The 18599-nt window shown below is 70.9% G+C and carries 16 protein-coding genes; 9 read left to right on the top strand and 7 right to left on the bottom strand.

Going from position 1 to position 18599, the window contains the following annotated elements; translation table 11 throughout:
• Positions 1–70: 70 nt before the first annotated feature.
• On the bottom strand, positions 71–739 hold the full coding sequence (locus AC1UKG_RS03685) for an esterase/lipase family protein (RefSeq protein ID WP_018741909.1): 669 nt from the start codon (positions 737–739) through the stop codon (positions 71–73).
• 159 nt (positions 740–898) lie between these two features.
• Complete coding sequence (locus AC1UKG_RS03690; RefSeq protein WP_026271455.1) at positions 899–2524, bottom strand: alkaline phosphatase D family protein; 1626 nt, start codon at positions 2522–2524, stop codon at positions 899–901.
• A gap of 231 nt (positions 2525–2755) precedes the next feature.
• On the opposite strand from AC1UKG_RS03690, the gene AC1UKG_RS03695 reads away from it, so the two are divergent.
• The 8 genes from AC1UKG_RS03695 to AC1UKG_RS03730 are packed head-to-tail and all read left to right on the top strand — an operon-like array spanning position 2756 to position 10727.
• On the top strand, positions 2756–3079 hold the full coding sequence (locus tag AC1UKG_RS03695; protein ID WP_018741911.1) for an NADH-quinone oxidoreductase subunit A: 324 nt from the start codon (positions 2756–2758) through the stop codon (positions 3077–3079).
• A complete protein-coding gene (locus AC1UKG_RS03700; RefSeq protein ID WP_482641844.1) occupies positions 3070–4176 on the top strand; it encodes a hypothetical protein in 1107 nt (368 codons plus the stop codon). Before AC1UKG_RS03695 ends, AC1UKG_RS03700 begins: the two co-directional genes overlap by 10 nt.
• Positions 4169–5098 carry a complex I subunit 1 family protein gene (locus AC1UKG_RS03705; RefSeq protein ID WP_018741913.1) on the top strand — a complete coding sequence of 310 codons (930 nt, stop codon included), beginning with the start codon at positions 4169–4171 and terminating at the stop codon, positions 5096–5098. The genes AC1UKG_RS03700 and AC1UKG_RS03705 overlap by 8 nt, the downstream gene beginning before the upstream one ends.
• A 3-nt stretch (positions 5099–5101) precedes the next feature.
• Positions 5102–5665, top strand: coding sequence for a hypothetical protein (locus AC1UKG_RS03710; RefSeq protein WP_018741914.1), 564 nt, complete (start codon positions 5102–5104; stop codon positions 5663–5665).
• A complete protein-coding gene (locus tag AC1UKG_RS03715) occupies positions 5662–5964 on the top strand; it encodes an NADH-quinone oxidoreductase subunit K (protein ID WP_018741915.1) in 303 nt (100 codons plus the stop codon). Before AC1UKG_RS03710 ends, AC1UKG_RS03715 begins: the two co-directional genes overlap by 4 nt.
• Entirely contained in the window at positions 5961–7826 is a 1866-nt protein-coding gene (locus AC1UKG_RS03720) for a proton-conducting transporter transmembrane domain-containing protein (RefSeq protein WP_018741916.1), read from the top strand. The genes AC1UKG_RS03715 and AC1UKG_RS03720 overlap by 4 nt, the downstream gene beginning before the upstream one ends.
• 4 nt (positions 7827–7830) lie before the next feature.
• The gene (locus AC1UKG_RS03725) at positions 7831–9321 is read left to right on the top strand and encodes an NADH-quinone oxidoreductase subunit M (protein WP_018741917.1); all 1491 of its coding nucleotides are present in this window, start codon (positions 7831–7833) and stop codon (positions 9319–9321) included.
• Between the two features lie 5 nt (positions 9322–9326).
• Positions 9327–10727 (top strand): proton-conducting transporter transmembrane domain-containing protein, encoded by a 1401-nt coding sequence (locus AC1UKG_RS03730; RefSeq protein ID WP_018814348.1) that lies wholly within the window; start codon positions 9327–9329, stop codon positions 10725–10727.
• 95 nt (positions 10728–10822) lie between these two features.
• Here the strand turns inward: AC1UKG_RS03730 and AC1UKG_RS03735 are convergent, their stop codons facing one another.
• The 5 genes from AC1UKG_RS03735 to AC1UKG_RS03755 form a co-directional block, all read right to left on the bottom strand.
• Positions 10823–11587: an enoyl-CoA hydratase-related protein gene (locus AC1UKG_RS03735; RefSeq protein WP_018741919.1), complete on the bottom strand. Its 765-nt coding sequence runs from the start codon at positions 11585–11587 to the stop codon at positions 10823–10825.
• A gap of 17 nt (positions 11588–11604) precedes the next feature.
• Positions 11605–12987 (bottom strand): membrane protein, encoded by a 1383-nt coding sequence (locus tag AC1UKG_RS03740; protein WP_018741920.1) that lies wholly within the window; start codon positions 12985–12987, stop codon positions 11605–11607.
• A complete protein-coding gene (locus tag AC1UKG_RS03745) occupies positions 12984–14630 on the bottom strand; it encodes an amino acid adenylation domain-containing protein (protein ID WP_026325051.1) in 1647 nt (548 codons plus the stop codon). Before AC1UKG_RS03745 ends, AC1UKG_RS03740 begins: the two co-directional genes overlap by 4 nt.
• Before the next feature lie 250 nt (positions 14631–14880).
• Positions 14881–15537 (bottom strand): 4'-phosphopantetheinyl transferase superfamily protein, encoded by a 657-nt coding sequence (locus AC1UKG_RS03750; protein WP_475888789.1) that lies wholly within the window; start codon positions 15535–15537, stop codon positions 14881–14883.
• A 390-nt stretch (positions 15538–15927) separates the two neighbouring features.
• The gene (locus AC1UKG_RS03755) at positions 15928–17619 is read right to left on the bottom strand and encodes a phospholipid carrier-dependent glycosyltransferase (RefSeq protein ID WP_018741923.1); all 1692 of its coding nucleotides are present in this window, start codon (positions 17617–17619) and stop codon (positions 15928–15930) included.
• Between the two features lie 85 nt (positions 17620–17704).
• On the opposite strand from AC1UKG_RS03755, the gene rsmI reads away from it, so the two are divergent.
• Positions 17705–18553 carry a 16S rRNA (cytidine(1402)-2'-O)-methyltransferase gene (rsmI, locus tag AC1UKG_RS03760; RefSeq protein ID WP_018741924.1) on the top strand — a complete coding sequence of 283 codons (849 nt, stop codon included), beginning with the start codon at positions 17705–17707 and terminating at the stop codon, positions 18551–18553.
• Positions 18554–18599: the final 46 nt, after the last annotated feature.

Below are 18599 nucleotides of genomic sequence, written 5' to 3' on the forward strand. Positions count from 1 at the left end.
GGGAGGTCTTCGCCGTCGGGCTGCCGGCGGTGGCGTCGCCAGAAACACAGTAGACCGCAGGCCGGTCTGGTCAGGCGATGAAGTCTCGGACCTTGGTGTAGTTACTGGAGTCGTCGTTCATGCCGGTGTGCCCCTTGCAGCCCACGGAGGTGTTCACCGCGCCGTCGAGCTTCGCTGAACTGTCGGGGTTGATCAGCGCGTCGCAGGTCGACCACAGGGTGGCGTAGTTGACGTTTCCTGGGGTCTCGTCGCCGGAGTTCAGCGAGTCGAGGAAGCTGCTGCCGCGAATCATTTCCCGGCACGAGGTGTAGAAGAAACAAAACAGGGAGACGTCGGTTCCGTGGTTCACCCCGGCCACGGAGACGAAGTCGTCCACGGTGGCGGTTCCGCCGCCGTTCTTGAGGTACCAGCGGGAGCTCAGCGCTCCCATCGAGTGGGCGACGAGATCAACCTTCGTGGCGCCGCTCGCGTCGAGCACCTCCTGCACCTTGGCGATGAGCTTCGATCCGGTCGTCGCGTTGGACTGTTTCCAGTCGTAGGACCAGTTGTACAGCTCGGAGTCCTGGTAGCCGTCCGCCTTGAACTTGTTGATCCAGGTGTTCCACGTGCTGGCGGAGCTGCTCAGGCCATGGACGAAGAGGACGGGATTGCGGACTGCGGCCTGTGCGGCCGACGGGGCGACCAGTGTCACCGTCGCCACCAGGGCGGCGGCGACGGCGGTGCGGACGAAGCGTCTCATGGGGGTCTCTTTCGATCCAGGCGGCCCAGAGTTCGGACCTGACGGTGGTGGGGTGGGAGACAATCCAGTGACGCACGTCAATGTGACATGAGGGTGTCAGGGGTGCTAGTGGTGTAATGTTTCAATCGGGTAACATCGATAGAAATTCGGTGTTGCTGGTCAGGATAGGGGCGAATGCTCTTCGCGTAGCTTCGCCGACCCGGCGCCGACCGACCAGCCGGCAACCCACTGGCTGGAGGTGGTCGGCTTGGTCCGGTCCGCCAGGTGGTACCAGTCCATTCGGCACGAGGCCTGGGTCACCTCCAACACGCCGTAACCGTGTCCGTCCAGCTCGGTCCAGCGCACGTGTGGATTCGTCGCGCGGATCAGGCTCGCACCGAGCTTGCTGACGACGTTGTTGGGCCGTAGCCGCAGGAAGTCGTCCACGTTGTCGGTGGTCACCGATGGCACCACGAATTCGGCGGCGGCCGGCGACCAGGGGCCGGTGGCTTTCGTCGTCAGTTCGTTGGCCCACGAGGTGTGGATATCCCCGGTGAGGAAGACGACGTCGCGGGTATCGGTGGCGCGGAGATGGTCGACCAACTCGTTGCGGTCAGCGTTGTAGCCGTCCCACTGGTCGGCGTTGAGCACCAGGCCGTTCTGTGGCACACCCAGCAGTTCGCCCAGTGGGCCGAGGAGCCAGGCGGGCAGCGTGCCGACATCGAGGCGAGAGATCATCACCGAGCTGCCGACCAGCTTCCATCGCGTGTCGGAGGCGGCCAGACCGCTCTTCAGCCAGGTCATCTGGTCCTCACCGGTGATTGTCCGGTCGGCGTCGTCGACCTCGCCCCAGTTCTGCTCTGACCGGTACGTCCGCAGGTCGAGCATGGAGAGGTCGGCCAGTCGCCCGAAGCGGAGTCGGCGGTAGATGGCGCCGTCCACTCCCGCGCGTACGGGCATCCATTCCAGGTACGCCTGTCGCGCCGCGGCCATCCGGGCCGCGTAGTCACCCTCATCGCCTGCGGTGTGGTTCTCCGCGCCGCCGGACCACGAGTTGTTGGCGACCTCGTGGTCGTCCCAGGTGATCGCCCACGGTAGTGCGGCGTGCAGGGCCTGCAGGTCCGGGTCGGTCTTGTAGGTGGCGTGGCGGATGCGGTAGTCGGTCAGGGTGAGCGTCTCGTGCGGTGGGCTGACCGGACGGATGACCTGGCCCCCGGTGCCGAGTTCTCCGGTGCCGTACTCGTAGAGATAGTCGCCGAGGTGCACGACGAGGTTCAGGTCGCCCCGCTCGGCCAGGTACCGGTAGGCCGCGAAGTAGCCACCCTCCCAGTTCGAGCAGGAGACCACGCCCAATCGCAGGCGATCGATCTCGGCGTCCAGATCCGGCGCCGTCATCGTTCGCCCGGTCGGCGACCAGCCGCCGTCGTAGCCGAAGCGGTACCAGTACGTGGTGGCTGGCTCAAGCCCGGTTGCCTCGACGCGAACGGTGTGGTCCCGCACGGGCCCGGTGGGCGTCGTCCCCTGTGCCATCAGTGTGGTGAAGTCTGGGTCGGCGGAGATCTGCCAGGACACCTGCGCCTCGGGGCCGAGCCCGGAGCCGGGTTGGGCCTCCTCGGTCGGAGTCAGCCGGGTCCAGAGTAGGACCCCGTTGGGGAGGGGGTCGCCGGAGGCGACGCCGTGCCGGAAGGCGCCGCTGGCGGCCTGCGCGGGATTGCCGCGGGCGACGGTGGCGCTGGCGAGGGCGGCGGTGCCAGCGGACGCACCGGCCACCCGGAGTAAGGTCCGGCGATCAATGGCATTCATCATGGACTATGTCTACCGGAATGTGTGTCGGGTTCGCTACCGCCGGCTGCGGTGTCGGCGCGCCCCGTTCCGGGGCATCGAGAGATTGCGGGGGGTGGGGCCGGGGGCGGTCCTCAAACGGGTGAGGAAGCCTGCCCTCCAGGTGGAAAGTCCGTTTTGGTTCCTAGTGTGATACCGCGCCCTCGCGGGTGGGGCAGGGCGGGGTGAAGCGTGATGTACGCAGGGGCGGCGAGTATGGCGCTGGTCGCCGTGGTGGTCGTGGCGGGCTGCTACCTGGCGCACCGCGCGCTGGCGATTGCCCGTCGGCCGCTGCTGGTCTCGGCGTTCCAGTCCGGCTGGCCCCCCGAGGAGCACGCCCTGTCCCGGTACCACGTTCGTTGGTACCTGGTGACGGTGCTCTTCCTGGCGTTCGACGTGGAGATGCTGTTCATGTACCCGTGGGCGGTCGTCGTCGCCGACCTGGGGGTCACCGCCGTGGTGGAGATGTTCGTCTTCCTGGCGGGCGTGCTCGTCGCGGTGGTGTGGGCCTGGCGGGAAGGCGCGCTGCGATGGGTGTGAGCGGTGCGCTGGCGCGGCTCGCCCTCCGGCACGCCCACCTGCTGGTCATTGAGGTGCCCGGGAACTGGCTGACCCGGGTCGCCGTCGAGCGGCTGGCAGGAGCCCGGGGGTGGCGGCTGGCGGTGTCACCGGCGGACGCCGACATCCTGGCGGTGTGTGGATCGCCTGGACCCGAGCTGTCGCTGGTGGTGGCGAGCCTCTGGGAGCAGCTGCCCGGGCCGCGGGCCCGGATCGACGTCGCCGCGCCGGATCTGGTGGCGGCCGCCCTGGACCAGGCGGAGGCCGTACTGCGGGATACGCCCCGCCAGCGGCGGGACAGTGCCGCCCGTGACGGACGCGGGCCCGACGACGCCCCGGACGGCGACATCGCCCTGGCGCACGGCAGCGAGGATCGCGATGGGCTGGAGATGGACGTGCTGCACGTGCGACTCGGCCCGGTGCTGCCGGACTGGCCAGCCGGCCTGGTCCTCCGCGCTCACCTGCACGGCGACCTTGTTGCCGAGGCGCAGGCGGGTGTCGTTGACGCGGGGCACGGGCCTCCCGGCGGTGCGCATGTCGTCGGTGGTGAACCATCCGGCGAGGTCAGGCCGGCAGACGCCGCCGAGCTCGCCGCCCAACGCTGCGACAACGCGGCGCGGCTGCTGGCACTGGCGGGCTGGCGGGATGCGGCCCAGCGGGCTCGCGTGGTCCGCGATCGGCTCCTGGCCGGCGAACGGTCGGCGGCGACCACGGAGCTGGCGCGGCTGCGGCGCCGGGTCCGCCGCTCGCGGCTGCTGCGCTGGTCGCTGCGGCGGGTCGGGCCACTGCCGCCCGACGAACTGGCCCGGTTGGGGCTCGCCCCGGAGCTCACCGGGGATGTGTGGGATCGACTCAACGGCATGCTCAGCCGGGCAGCCCTCGCGGTCGGTGGTCTCGCCGGCATGGCGGTCGGTCCCGTCGGCGTCGAGGCTGGTGGTCCCGCCGGCGTCCCGGTCGGCGTGCCGGTCACCCCGCCCGCGGCGGTCGCCAGCGTGGTGTCCGGGTGGGACCTGGCCACCGCCCGGCTCATCGTGGCCAGCCTCGACATTGCCGCGTTGGGTGTGGTCACCGATGGCTGAGGTGCCGGCAGCCGTCTCCGGTGGCTGGGCGCCGGTCGCGGCGGGGCTGCTGGGGACGCTCGCGGTCGCCGCGGCGCTGTTCGACGGCACCCTGGCCGGACGGGCCGCCGGTGCCCGGCTCGGGACGGGGCGGCCAGTGGGTGAGGTGGCGCGGTTGCTGCGGCAGCGCCGGCGAACCACCGTCGCCGCGGACCGTCTGCTCTGGCGAATCGGCGGGGCTGGGTTGCTCGGGATGGCGCTGATGATCGTCACGGTGGTGCCGCTCGGGCGGTGGACCCTGTTCGACCTGGCCGTCGGGGTGGTGTGGGTAAACGCGCTCGATGTCCTGGCGTGGGCCTTCGTGTGGCTGACCGGGTGGGGCGCCAACTCCGCGTTCGCGATGGTCGGCGGTTACCGGTTCCTCGCACACGGATTGGCGTACGAGTTGCCGCTGATGTTCGCGCTGGTGGCGCCGGCGGTCGCGGCGTCCAGTCTGCGGGTGGGGGAGGTCGCCGCCGCGCAGCAGGGGTTGTGGTTCGTGGTGTGGATGCCGGTGGCCTTCGTCGTCTACTGCCTCGGCGTGGTGGCGATCGCGGTGTGGGGGCCCTTCTCGCCGGCGCTCGGTCGTGACCTGGCGGGTGGGGTGACGGCGGAGCTCTCCGGTGTGGATCGGCTGTTGTTTCTGGCCGGGCGGTACGCGCTGCTGGCGGCGGGCGCCGCCTTCGCCGTCCCGATGTTCCTCGGTGGTGGGGCCGGGCCGCTGCTGCCGGCCTGGGCCTGGGTGCTGGTGAAGGCCACCGTAGTGCTGGCGGTGTTGGTGTGGCTGCGCCGGCGGGTGCCCGCGCTGCGTCCGGACGTGTTCATGGAGGTGGGCTGGCTGGTGCTGTTGCCGGCGGTGCTGCTGCAGGATCTCCTCGTCGCCGTCATCGTGATCGGGGGCTGAGGCATGCTCACCCACCTTGTCTTCTGGGGCCTCGCGGTCGTCGCGGTGCTTGCCGGGGTCGCCGTCTTCGTCGTCAACTCGATGGCTCGGGCCAGCTACTCCCTGGCGCTCTCCTTCATCGCGGTCGGCCTTCAGGTGCTCCTGCTGCAGCAGCTCTACGTTGGCGTACTGGTCATTCTGATGATGGTGATGGAGATGGCGATCATGGCTGTCTACATGAACATGTTCATGGGCATGAATCCGGCGATGATGTCGATGAACATGGTCCACGGTGCTCGCCATGCCCTACCGGTGTCGGTCGGGGTCTTTCTGCTCCTGGCCGCCGGGGCGCTGTTCGCGCCCTGGCCGAGCCGTCGCGGCAGCCCGCCGAAGGACGTCACCGTCGCCCTCGGCACCGAGCTGATGGGGCCGAAGATGTTGACCATGGGGGTGGTGGGTGTGGTGATGGCGGCGACCATCGTCAGTGGGGTCGTCCTGGCCGCGCACCGGACCCGCTACGACCGTTTCGGGGACGACCTTCGTCGCCGTCGCGCGGTCGATCCGCAGCCGGGGGGAGTGGGGCGGTGACGGTACGGACTGTGCTGCTGGTGGCCGCGGCCCTGATCTCCGTCGGCTTGTACGGCGCCCTGTCCCAACAGGTCGTGGTGATGGTGATGATGGGCCTGGAGCTGATGCTCAACGGCCTGATCCTGGCCGTGGCCGGGCTGTGGTGGTTCTGCGCCCCCGACCCGTCCGGGCAGGTGCTGCTCCTGGTCGTCCTCACGGCGATGACGGTGGAGATGGCGATGGGCTTCGCCGTCGCCACGTCGCTGCACCGCCTACGGCGGTCGGATCTGACCGACACGGCCGCGGACCTGTCCGGATGACCACGCCCGGGACGGCAGCGTTGTGGGCGGTGGTCGGCCTGCCCGCCACCGCCGGTGCCGTGCTGGTCGTCGCCCGGCCCAGAGACCGCATCGCGGTGCGGGTCGCGTTGCCGGTCGCGGCCACGGCCGTGCTGCTGTCAGCACTGGTCGCCGTCACCCGGCCGACGGTGGCGGTGCCGTTCCTGGCCGGCGCGGATTTCGTCCTGACGGTGGATGGGCTGGCCGCGCTGGTCCTGCCGACGGTGTTGGTGGTGACGCTACTGGTGCTGGTGGCTGCCGTCGGCGAGGCACTCACCCCGGCGGCGCGGTTCCACGGCCTGATGCTGTTGTTTGCCGCCGCGGCCGCGCTGACCGTCACGGCGGGCACCCTGCCGACGTTGCTCTTCGCCTGGGAGCTGATGGGCGCCGCGTCCTACGCGTTGATCGGGTTCTGGTGGTGGGACGAGGCCCGAGTCGCCGCCGGCCGCACGGCATTCCTCACGACCCGGGCTGCGGACCTTGGTCTCTACCTGGCGGCCGGGGCGGCTCTGGCCGGCGGCGCGGGCCTGGCCCTGGCGGATCTCGCCGCCAGCAGCCCGGGGTGGCGACACGTCCTGGCGGCCGGGGTCCTCGTCGCGGCGCTCGGCAAGGCCGCGCAGCTACCGTTCTCCTTCTGGCTGTCCCGGGCCATGGCCGGGCCGAGTCCGGTCAGTGCGCTGCTGCACTCCGCGGCGATGGTGGCGTTGGGCGGCTACCTGCTCCTGCGGGTGCAGCCGCTGCTGGCCGCCACCGGCTGGGCCCCGTGGGCGGCCATGTGGGTCGGTGCGGCGACCGCGCTGCTGCTCGGCGCGGTCGCGCTGACCCAGCCTGACCTCAAGCAACTGCTCGCCGCTTCCACCTGTGCGCAGCTCGGGTTCGTGGTGTTGGCCGCCGGGGCCGGCGCGGTAGCGGGTGGGGCCGCGCATCTGGTGGCGCACGCCGCGGTCAAGGCGCTGTTGTTCCTCGCCGCCGGGGGGTGGCTTGCCGCGCTGGGCACCAAACAGCTCGCCGGTCTGGCGGGGGTGGCCCGGCGGTGGCCGCCGGTTGGCTGGCCGGCCACGGTCGCGCTGCTCGCGTTGGCCGGGATCGCGCCGCTGTCGCTCTGGGCGACCAAGGACGCCATCCTCGCTGCCGTCCGCGAGGAGTCGCCGGCACTGTACGCGGTCGGCCTCGCGGCCGCAGCGCTCTCCGCCGCCTACGCGGGGAAGGTTCTCGTCGTGCTCTGGCGGCGGGTCCCCGCAGATCAGCAGGGCACGGTGGAGGCGTACCGGGACCAGGAGGGGACCGGCACCGGGCGGATTCCCCGGGCCGGGTGGTTGCCGCTGCTGGTGTTGGCGGTCGCCGCCGCGGGTGCCGGGTTGCTGGCGCTGCCCCCGACCGGCGCTGTGGTCGCCCACGCCGTTGGTCAGCCCGGCGGCTATCAGCCGGTTCCGGTGGTGGAACTGGCCGCGTCGGCGTTGATCGCCCTGGCGGCCCTCGTCGTCGTGGCGCGGTGGCGGGCGCCGGCACCACGCTGGGCGCGGCGGTGGCTGGGCCTTCGACAGGCGGCTTCGGTGCTGGTGACGCGTCCGACCCTGGCGCTCGGTGCGGCGGCGGCTCGGTTCGACGACCGGGTGCTGGACCGGGGCGTGGCGCAGGCGGCGCGGGCCACGGTCGTTCTCGCCAGGCGGGCTGGCCGGGTCGACGAGCGCCGGGTCGACCGGACGGTGGAGGTTGTCGCGGCCGGGCTGCGGCGGCTGGGGCACCTCGCGCGCCGGCCGCAGACCGGGCAACTACACCAGTACTACCTCCAGGCCGTGGTGGTGCTCGTCGTCGGTGCCGTCGTCCTCGTGGTGCTGGGGTAGCCGGATGCTGACCGCGATCGTCTTCCTGCCGCTGCTCGTCGCGGTGCTGCTGGCCGTCGTCCCCCGTTGTGGCGACGCCGCCGCGCGCTGGGTCTGGGTGGGGGCGGCGACGGTCGAGCTGGCGCTGGTCGGCGTCGTCTGGGCGGGGTACGAGACGCCGCCGCCGGGACAGCTGGCCTTCGCCGAACGGGCGGCCTGGATCCCCGGGGTGGGTAGCAGCTACCACCTCGGCGTGGACGGGCTCTCCCTACCCCTGATGGCGATGACCGCGGTGGTCTTCCTCGCCTGCGCGGTGTATGCGTTGCGGGAGCGGCACCGCCCCCGCGTACAGGCGTCGCTCTTCCTGTTCCTCCAGAGTGTGTGCCTCGGGGTCTTCGCCGCGGCCGACCTGATTCTCTTCTTCGTCTTCTTCGACCTGTCCATCGTCGGGATGTACGCGGTGATAGCCGGCTGGGGGCACGGCGACCGGGCCCGGTCGGCACTGAAGTTCTTCCTCTACACCTTCCTCGGCTCGCTGGCGCTGCTCACCGGGTTCATCGGCCTGTACGCAGCCGCCGACCCGCACACCTTCGACATGCCGACCCTCACCGCGGAGAACCCGCTCGCGGGGCGTCCCCTGGCCGGCGGCGTGGTGCTCGCCGCGATCCTGATCGGCCTGGCGGTGAAGACCCCCACCGTGCCGTTTCACACCTGGTTGCCGCCGGCGCACACCGACGCTCCCGCGGTCGGCTCCGCCGTTCTGGCCGGGGTGCTGTTGAAGCTGGGTACCTACGGCTTCGTGCGGATCGCCGCACCGATGCTGCCCCAGGCGTGGCGGGGTTGGGCGTGGGTCATCGTCGCCGTCGGGGTGGTGTCGGTCCTCTACGGCGCGCTGGTCGCCCTGGCCCAGACCAACCTCAAGCGGATGATCGCGTATACCTCGATCAATCACATGGGCTACGTCGTGCTCGCCGTTGGCGTCGCCGGTCTGGTCGGCGTGGACACCGCGCAGCCGCGGGCGGTGGCGGTTACCGGTGCGGTCACCCAGATGGTCAGCCACGGCCTGATCACCGCTGCCCTGTTCCTTCTCGCCGGGGTCCTGTACGAGCGGGCCGGCAGTTACGACCTGCACGCGTACGGCGGTCTCGCCGCCCCCGCACCGATGTTCGCCGCGTTCTTCGCCGTCGGCGCCTTCGCCTCCCTCGGCCTGCCGGCCTTCTCCGGCTTCATCGCCGAGTTTCAGGTCTTCGCCGGCAGCATCGCCACCGCCCCCGTGACGGCGGTGGCGCTGCTCGGCATCCTCGTCACGGCCGCGTTGTTCCTCCGCGCCGGGCAGGCGTTGCTGACCGGCCCCACCGCCGGCTGCGCGAAGGGCTTCGGCGACCTGCGCCCCACCGAGCTGTGGTCGGTGGGGCCGCTTTTGGTGTTGTCCCTGCTCATCGGGGTGCTGCCGCGCCCGCTGCTCGACCTCGTCGAGCCCGCTGCCCGTACCGTCGTTGACCTGCTCGGCCGGTGACTCACGTGGCGTCGGAGATGATGCGCACGGAGCTGCTGCTGCCGGAGCTGCTGCTCGCCGGCGGTGCGCTCGTCGTCCTGCTCGGCGGCTCGTTCGTGCCCCGCCACCGGCAGTGGATCCTGCGGGGGGTCGCCGCCGCCGTCTGCGTCACGGTGATCATCACCGCCGCGGTCGCGCTCTCCGCTCCGGCCAATACCGCCTTCGATGGCACCTACGCGGTCGACACCGGCACCGGCGTCGCCCGGATCCTCGCCGCCGCCGGCTGCCTCCTCGTCCTCGCTCTCGCCGGGGACGAGCTCGCTGGGGCTGCCCGGGAGAGCGACGCGTACGCACTGCTGCTCTTCGCCACCGCCGGGGCGGTGCTGCTCGCCGGCGCCACCGACCTGCTTGCTCTGGTAGTCGGCTTTCTGCTGGCCAGCATTCCGCTGTACGCGCTGATCGGCCTGGCCGGCACGGCCGCCGGTGCCGAAGCGGTGCTGAAGACCTACCTCCTTGGCGCCCTCTTTGGCATCCTGCTCCTGCTCGGTGTCACGCTGCTCGCCGGGATCACCGGCGCCACGGCCTACGGCGAACTCGCCACTGGGCTGCCGGACGCGCCGCGGTCGGTGGTCACCGCCGCCGCCGTCGCGGTGATCGGCGGGTTGATGTTCAAAGCCGGTGGATTCCCCGCGCACTTCTGGGTTCCCGACGCGGCCCAGGGCGGCACGGCCATGGCGGCGACGTTCCTCACCACCGTACCCAAGATCGGTGCGTTGCTCGCGGTCCACCGGCTCGCCGGGGTCCTCCCCGGCACCTCGAACTGGCCGGCGGTGGTGGCCACGCTGGCCGTGGCGTCCATGCTGCTGGGCAACCTCGCCGCGTACTGGCAGAACGACGTACGGCGGCTGCTCGGCTGGTCAACGGTGAGTCAGGTGGGTTACCTGTTGGTGCCGGTGGTGGCCACCGGACGCAGCGACCTCGCCCAGCCGTCGTTGTTGGTCTATCTCGCCGGCTACACCGTCACCAACGTCGCCGCCTTCGCGGTCACCGCCGCACTACCACGACACCGCGACCGTACGTCCTGGCGTGGGGTAGCGGCGACCACACCGTGGCTGGCCGCCGCCCTGGTGGTGGCGCTACTCGGGTTGGTCGGCACCCCGCCGACAGCGGTCTTCGTCGGGAAACTGACCGCCGCGAGCGCCGCCTGGGACGGCGGGTACGCGTGGCTGGCGGTCGTCGTGTTCGGCAACTCCGCACTCAGCCTCTTCTACTACCTGCGGTGGTTGGTTCCGCTCTATCAACCCTGGGCGGTCGCCCCGCCCGACCGCCCAGGGCGATGGAGTGCGATGGTGGCCGTCGTGGCAGCCGCGCTCAGCCTCGTCGTTGGGGTCGCCGCCGGCCTGGTGTGGCGGGCCGCCGGCGGCTAGCCGGCGGATGAGGTCGCGGCGCGGCGTGAGTGGGCCGGAGCACGAGGTCAGCGGCGGGGTTCACCGGGCACCTGTCGCCGGAGCTCACCGGGCACCTACCGACCGGTGAACTGTGGCGCCCGCTTGTCCAGGAAGGCCTGCATTCCCTCCCGCTGGTCGGCGGTGCCGAACAGGGAGTGGAAGCTGCGTCGCTCAAAGCGGACCCCCTCCCGCAGGCCGGTCTCCAGCGCCTGGTCAACCGCCTCGCAGGCGGCCGTGGTGGCCGCTTTGCCGAATCCGGCCACCGTCCGGGCCACCACCTCCGCCTCGGCCAGCAGCTGGTCGGCCGGAACGACCCGGGAGACCAGGCCGCTGCGCTCGGCCTCCTCGGCAGTCATGAGCCGGCCGGTCAGAATCAGGTCCATGGCCTTGGCCTTGCCCACGAGCCGGGTCAGCCGCTGAGTGCCACCGATGCCGGGGATCACGCCGAGTTTGATCTCCGGTTGCCCGAAGCGAGCCGTGTCGGCGGCGACGACGATGTCGCACATCATGGCCAGTTCACAGCCGCCGCCGAGGGCATAACCGGCGACCGCCGCCACGGTGGGCGTGCGAAGCGCGGTGAACGCCTCCCAGCCGGCGAAGAAGTCCTCGGCCACCATCTCCGCGGCCGACTTCGCCGCCATCTCCCGGATGTCCGCGCCGGCCGCGAAGAACTGGTCGGTACCGGTGAGGACGAAGCATCCGACGCCCGGGTCGCCGTCCAGGGGCTGCAGCGTGGCCAGCAGCTCGGTCAGCAGTTCGGTGTTGAGCGCGTTGCGGGCGGCGGGACGGTTCAGCCGTACGGTGACGACCCGGTCGGTCCGCTCCACGATGAGATTCACAATCTTCTCCCTGTCGCTCAGGAGTCCCAGATGGCGCCGTAGGCGGGAATGCCTCGTTGCTCCAGCCCGTGGACGACCTGCCAGGTCAGCTTCTTGTTGGAGATGCAGATGACGGCTTCGGCGCCGTGTTCGTGGTAGGCGCGGTAGGCCAGGGCCACCATGTCGGGCTTACCGTCGGTGGCGGTGTCCCAGATCGTGGCGCCCGGCCGGGCGGTGCGAATCTCGTCGATCAACGCGTCGCCGTAGGTGGTCCGGGGGCTACGGACCGCCCAGACCAGGTGCGACGGGACCGCATCTGCCAGCAGGTGGGGCAGCACCGGGCCGATTCCGCTGCCGGTGGCGACGTAGACCACCTTGGTGAAGAGCGTCTCGATGTTGGCCACCCCGGCGGTGGTGATGCCCTTGACCCACAGGTGGGACGGGGGGTCGTCAACGAGGGCGCCGGTCCAGTCGCCCGCGCGGGAGATGGTGATGCGGAAGCGCCGTTGCCCTGGCACGGGAACGTTGGCGAACGAGTGCCACTCCAGCAGCGGGCGGCGGCTGACCGCGGTGGAGGAGCCGGGGAAGGGAACCCGGCGTCGCTCGAGCTGGACCAGCGCGACGTGGGTGGATGGTCGTTCGACGTCCACGGGCACCCTGCGCAGGCGGAGCCACGGCAGGGCGACGCTGAACGTCATCAGGGCGAGCGCCCAGCTGCTCGCCTCGGTCAGCAGCGCGGTGGCGAGCGGTCGGGAACCGGGTTCTGCGGCGATCAGCAGGACCGTCAGCGCCCAGAAGAGCGTCAGGGCCAGCCACCCGCCGAAGCGGTGGACCCGCTCGAACAGGTCGTGGTGCCGGGCGCGTACCGGGGGCAGGGCGGTGCCGCAGACGGTGAGGAGCAGCGCGACCAACAGGTAGGTCACGACCAGGGTGGCGGGCAGGCCCGAGCCGGACCGCAGGGCCTCGACGGTGGCGGTCGCGGCGAAGGCGAGGAACCACAGGGTCCCGGCGAGCGCGCCGCCGACGTGTAGCCCACCGAAGTGGTAGACCTTGCCGAGGGTCCGGCGGATGCGCAGGGGCCAACTCGTGCGGGCCCGGGTGGCCAGCCAGAAGAACAGATTGATGACGTACTGCTGCCGGACGACGACGGCGAGGGTGAAGTTCGCCAGGGTCAGGTCGGCGAGCTGGGAGGTCGGTAGCTCGGCGGTGGACCATCCACCGGGGCCGAGCCCGTACCCGGCCAGGCCGAGGTTCACGACCAGCACCACCGCGGCCAGCCGGTGATAGTGCGTCAGGGCCGGGTGCGTGAAGACTCGCCGGGGTAGCGGAAGCCGCGGTGGCAGCGTGACGCTGCGTGCGGAGTCCGGAGCCGCGCTGGCCGGTGGGGCGGGCCGTGTTCTGGTCAGCGGGGTGGTGGTCATCGCGTCGCCTCTCGCTCGTGGTCGGTTACGAGCCGGCGGAGGGCGGTCTTGTCGATCTTTCCTCGACTGGTCATCGGGAGCTCCGGCAGGGTGTGCACGGTCTCGGGCACGCAGTAGTACGGCAGTGCCTCGGAGACGGCCATCCGGGCGAGCCCCGAATCCACCTGGGTGGGTGTGACGAATGAGACGAGAGTGCGGTCGTCCAGTTTGATGGTCGCCGCTCGGGTGCAGCCCGGTACCGCCTCCAGTATCGCCGATACCGAGTCCAGCTCCACCCGAAATCCACGGACCTTTACCTGGTCGTCAGTCCGTCCGAAGTGTTCCAACTCGCCGTCGGGGGTCCAGCGTCCCAGATCCCGGGTACGGAACATTCGGCGCCCACCGCCGAGGAACGGGTCGAGGGCGTAGCGTTCGGCGGTGAGTTGGGGATTTCCGAGGTACCCCGCCGAGACACCGTCACCCCCGGCCCACATCTCACCGACCGTGCCGATCGGGCAGGGCCGAAGGTCGGCGTCGAGCACGTACACGGTGTTGTTGGGGGTTGGCCGGCCAATGGTGAGTCGTTCGGCGGTCGGGTGGTGCCGGCTCATCGTGTTGACGATCGTGGTTTCGGTGGGGCCGCAGGAGTTGTAGAAGGAGCAGACCGCGGACCAGGTGTCCGCGAGCGACCGGGGGCAGGGCTCACCGGCGACCGCCACGACCCGGACCCGGTGACACTGGTCCGGGTCGATGCGGCTGAGCACCGTGGGGGTCGCGATGATGACGTCCACCCGGGACATCGTCTCGGCGATGTCTGGGCCGCGGATGACGAGCGTGGCACCATGGCTGAGCGCCCCCAGGATCTCCCAGGCGGCCATGTCGAAGGCGATGTTGAGAATCTGACCGACCCGCCATCCTGGCTGGATACCGAGGTCGCCGGGGGAGGTCAGCAGGATGTTGCAGATGTTGCGGTGGGTCACGACCACCCCGTTGGGGCGGCCGGTGCTGCCACTGGTGAACAGCACGTAGCAGGGGTCGTCGGGATGAAGCGGCGTCGTCGGGGTAAAGCGACGGACCGGGCGTTCGCCGGGCTCCGCAGCCCAGCTGTCGAGGGCGATGACGACGTGGCCGTCGGGCACCGGAATGTGCTCGGCGGTGGCGGCGAGCGTCAGGATCACCCGGGTCCCGGCGGTCTGGATAACATGCTGCAACTGGGCCGCGGGCACGGAGTCGACGTGTTGTGGCACGTAGGCGGCGCCGGACTTCAAGGCCGCGATCAGGCCGACGACCATGGGGATCGACCTCCGGACGAAGAGCGCGACCCGGTCGCCGGGACGGACGCCGGAGGCGGCGAGCCGGGCGGCCAACTGGTCGGCTCGCCGGTCCAACTCGCGATAGGTGATGGTCTCGTCGCCGTGTTCGACGGCGACGGCGTCCGGAGTGACGGTGGCCCAGTACTCGAAGGCGTGGTGGATGTGGGAGTACGCGACGGGTTCGGTGGGCCCGTGACCGAAGCGCACGAACAGCTCACGGTCGCGGGGTGGCAAGGATGCCAGTGGCTCTGGCAACTGACGGGGCAGAGACGGAGTGGGCACGTTCGGGTAGCTGGTCGTTCGGGTCGACGTAGTTGTCTTTCCACTTGGGGTGGTTGAGGTGCGCGGCATGGGTCCTACTTCCTGGCTTGGGGTTCCAGACCGATGGCGACAGCGCAGGTCGCTGTCTCCAGGGAAGCGGATCGATCGTGAATGGACAGGCTTATATCGATTTACGTAAGTAAATGGTAATAGATTCAGATGTATCAGGGTCTGTGGGCTTTGCGCAGGGATGGGGGTGGCTCTGGCGCCGGGGCGCGAGCACGGGTTGGCCTCCGACGGCAGGTGGTGCCGCGCCGGCCGGCGTCAGTGAGTCCGATCGCTACGCCGGAAACAGCACCGCCGCGGTACGGACCAGGCCGCCATCAACGGCGAACCGGCCGGACACTGTGGCCGGTGGGGCGGGCACCGGGGCGGCGGCTATCCGCGCGGGGGCGATCCGGGCGGTGAATCGCCCCGCCTCGGGATCCAACGTCACGGTCGCGTCATGGAAGTCCAGCCAGGTCCCGACGACCGGGTGCCAGACCTTGTAGACCGTCTCCTTCGCGCTGAACACCACAGTCGGCCAGGAGACGCCGCTGGGCAGTCGCCGAAACAGCGCCTCCTCCTCGGGCAGGCAGATCGCCGAGACCACCCCCGGGCCCAGCGGCCGGTGCTGCTCGGCGTCGAGGCCGACCGACCGGATCTCGTCGGCCCGGGCCGCAGCGGCGGCGCAGTAGCCGCGGGTGTGGGTGATCGCCCCGACCACCCCGGCCGGCCAGACCGGCGCCCGGTTGGCGGCGGTGGGGAGGGCGACCGGGGGTCGGCCGAGCGCGGAGATGGCGCGGCGTGCGCAGACGCGACCGGCGGTGAAGTCACGACGCCGGCTGGTCACCGCTCGATCGCCGAGGCCCGCCTGCTCCTCCGGCAACAGCACGCCCTCCCAGTCGGGCGGCTCCGCGACGGCGACCGCGACGGTGGCGGGCAGCAGGTCACGCATCGAAAACTCCGGTGAGGTGCCGCCGACGGAAGATCTGTGCGGCGCGGTCCAGAGTCTGCGTGCCGGTCATGGCTGCCCAAGGTAACGCACTCGCCGTGATGCTGCTGGAGTCCCTCCGCGCGGAAGCCCCGCCCCGGCGCGGTTAATAGCGGTTCATCCGCCTCGACCGCAACAACCGCCCGGCGTGGCGATCGTCGTAAATCTGACCCAACCTGGCCAGTTGTGCCGCCGCTGCAACCTGGTTAAGCTTTTGTTGCGCGCTCCAATCGCCCGCTTCCCCCGTGGCAGGCGATCGGAGCGCGCTTTTCGTGGCGGGGCCCGCACGTCTCGTGCGGGCCCCGCCCGTTATGACGGGCGGGGCCCGCACCGGTCAGACCCAAGCGGGACCGGTCAGATCCACCGGCCGTCCAGCCACATTCGGTTGGACCAGCTGTCGTAGGGAAGCGGCTCGCCGACGAAGATCGGATAGAAGTAGGCGAAGTTGAGCGCCACCAGCAACACGTACCCCCCGGCGATGACCGCGCCGACGAGCCGTCGATCTCCGTCGCCCGCTGGTGCGGTCTCCGGTATGCGCTCCGGAGCAGTCGCCGCGGAGCTGCCGATGATCACACCCAGGACATAGGTCACGGCGAGCACCAGGAACGGTAGTGCCGGGGCGGTGTAGAAGGAGAACATGGTGCGGCCGCTGTCCGCCGCGTACCAGAACCAGGGCAACAGCCCGGACGCCACACAGAGCAGGATCGCCCCGGCCCGCCAGTCGCGTCGCGCGAGGCCCAGCCAGGCGAGCGCGGCCAGGGCGGGTAGGAACGACCACCAGAGCAGCGGTGTGCCCAGCAGCAGCACCTCGGTGGCGCAGCTCGCCGCGGCGCAGGGTCCCTCGGCCGACCAGTAGAACGCGACCGGTCGCGCCAGGAGGAGCCACTGCCAGGGCCAGGACTGGTAGGTGTGGGCGTCGTCGAGTTGCGAGTGGAAGCCGTACGCGGCCTTGTGATACTCGATGAGGTTCTGTAGCGCCCCGATGACGGGGGTGTCGCTCAGCGGGGCGTTCGGCCATCGCTGTGCGTCGGGCACCCGGTAGTACCCCTCGTCGCCCAGCAGCCACCCGGACCAGGTAGCGACATAGGCGACCACCATCAGGAGCCCGGCCAGCGCCAGCCAGGGGGTCTCGTCGAGCAGGGTGCGCCGCCACGGCCGCCGTACCCCGGCGGAGCGGCGGGCGCCAACCTCCCAGAAGACCACCAGGAGCGCGAATGCCGGGAGGAAGTACAGCGCACTCCACTTCACCGCGCAGGCGCAGCCGAACAGCACCCCGGCGACCAGTCGCCACCACGGCCACCTCCGCCAGCCGCCGACTGGTCGGCCGGTGGCTGGCGGGTGGACCGGGTCCGACCCGGGGTTGAGGGTCTCCGCCCAGCGGCGGCGCCGGGCATCGCGGTCGAGAACCAGTGCGCCGAACGACGCCAGCACGAAGAAGAGCAGGAAGATGTCGAGCAGCGCGGTGCGGGACAACACGAGGTGGAAGCCGTCCAGGGCCAGCAGCAGCCCGGCGGTGCAGCCCAGTACCGTGGAGCCGAAGAGCCGGCGCGCGATCCGGACCAGCAGTAGCACCGAGAGGGTGCCGATCAGGGCCGCCGAGAATCGCCAGCCCACCTCGGGGGTGGTGGTGAGCAGGTGCCCGGCGGCAACGACCCCCTGTTCGGTGTCGCTGTAGCCGAAGGCCCACTCGCCGAGCCCGATGAGCCACTTGCCCAGGGGGGGATGGACCACGTACGAGGGGCCGCCGTCCTGGTAGTTCCACTCGACGCCCCGGTCGACCAGCCCCCAGCCGTCGCGGGCGTAGTAGACCTCGTCGAAGATCTTGCCCGGCGGGTTCCCGAGGTTGACGAAGCGCAGGACCGCCGCGATCGTGACGATCACCGCGGTGGCCAGCCAAGACCGCCGGTCGAGCCGGTTGTCAACGGTGGCCAGCCGGCGGCGGACGATGTCGGGGAGGCGGTTGCCGAGGAGTTGGCCCCGGTCCGTCTGCTCGGGCTGTTCCGGCCCGGCTCGGCCGGCGGGGTGCGCTGTTGACGCCTGGGTCACCCCGTGATCGTAAGCTGCGAAGGTGGGCCGGCGGGCCCACCGCCCCAAGGAAGACCCATGACTGTCGATGAAGGAGCGTCCTTTCGTGGATGCGAAGTCCGATGTCGGACGCCTGGTCCTGCTCGGCGCGCCGCTCGGAAACCCGGCCGACGCCTCCGCCCGGCTCCGCGAGGTGCTCGCCACGGCTGACCTGGTGGCAGCCGAGGACACCCGGCGCCTGGCCCGGTTGGCCCGGGAGCTCGAGGTGACCCTTTCTGGGCGGATAGTCTCATATTTTGAGGGGAACGAGGAGCGCCGTACGCCAGAACTTGTCGAGGCGCTCCGTGCCGGCCTCAGCGTGGCCCTGATCACCGATGGCGGCATGCCCAGCGTCTCTGACCCGGGCTACCGGCTGGTCCGGGCGGCGGTGGACGCGGGGATACCGGTCACCGCCGCCCCCGGCCCCAGCGCGGTCACCACCGCCCTCACCCTCTCCGGGTTGGCCAGCGACCGGTTCTGCTTCGAGGGCTTCCTGCCCCGCAGCCCGGGTTCGCGCCGCGCCCGGCTGACCGCGCTCGCCACCGAGGAACGCACCCTGGTCTTCTTCGAGGCGCCGCATCGGGTCGCTGCGGCCCTCGCCGACCTGGCCGCGGCGTTCGGTGCCCACCGGCCGGCGGCGCTCTGCCGGGAGCTGACCAAGACCTACGAACAGGTGCTCCGGCGTCCGCTCGGTGAGTTGGCGAGCTGGGCCGCCGAGGAGTCGGCGCGTGGCGAGATCACGTTGGTGGTGGCGGGGGCCTCGGGTCCGGCCCGGCAACGGCCGGACGACGAGACGTTGCGGGCGGCGGTCGTCGCCCGGGAAGCGACCGGTCGTTCCCGTCGGGACGCGGTGACCGAGGTCGCCGTCGAGTACGGGCTACGTCGGCGGGAGGTGTACGACATCGTCCACCGGTGAGGTGGGCGAGGCGGAGAAGTGACCAGGCAGGCTGGGCGGGCCTGTT

It is taken from the genome of Salinispora sp. CH2A1_6 (assembly GCF_056820975.1).

What these genes read in the sequence shown, in the direction of transcription:
- AC1UKG_RS03685 (WP_018741909.1), bottom strand. Translation starts at nt 739, where the DNA reads ATGAGACGCTTCGTCCGCACCGCCGTCGCCGCCGCCCTGGTGGCGACG.
- AC1UKG_RS03690 (WP_026271455.1), bottom strand. Translation starts at nt 2,524, where the DNA reads ATGATGAATGCCATTGATCGCCGGACCTTACTCCGGGTGGCCGGTGCG.
- AC1UKG_RS03695 (WP_018741911.1), top strand. Translation starts at nt 2,756, where the DNA reads ATGGCGCTGGTCGCCGTGGTGGTCGTGGCGGGCTGCTACCTGGCGCAC.
- AC1UKG_RS03700 (WP_482641844.1), top strand. Translation starts at nt 3,070, where the DNA reads ATGGGTGTGAGCGGTGCGCTGGCGCGGCTCGCCCTCCGGCACGCCCAC.
- AC1UKG_RS03705 (WP_018741913.1), top strand. Translation starts at nt 4,169, where the DNA reads ATGGCTGAGGTGCCGGCAGCCGTCTCCGGTGGCTGGGCGCCGGTCGCG.
- AC1UKG_RS03710 (WP_018741914.1), top strand. Translation starts at nt 5,102, where the DNA reads ATGCTCACCCACCTTGTCTTCTGGGGCCTCGCGGTCGTCGCGGTGCTT.
- AC1UKG_RS03720 (WP_018741916.1), top strand. Translation starts at nt 5,961, where the DNA reads ATGACCACGCCCGGGACGGCAGCGTTGTGGGCGGTGGTCGGCCTGCCC.
- AC1UKG_RS03725 (WP_018741917.1), top strand. Translation starts at nt 7,831, where the DNA reads ATGCTGACCGCGATCGTCTTCCTGCCGCTGCTCGTCGCGGTGCTGCTG.
- AC1UKG_RS03740 (WP_018741920.1), bottom strand. Translation starts at nt 12,987, where the DNA reads ATGACCACCACCCCGCTGACCAGAACACGGCCCGCCCCACCGGCCAGC.
- AC1UKG_RS03745 (WP_026325051.1), bottom strand. Translation starts at nt 14,630, where the DNA reads ATGCCGCGCACCTCAACCACCCCAAGTGGAAAGACAACTACGTCGACC.
- AC1UKG_RS03750 (WP_475888789.1), bottom strand. Translation starts at nt 15,537, where the DNA reads ATGCGTGACCTGCTGCCCGCCACCGTCGCGGTCGCCGTCGCGGAGCCG.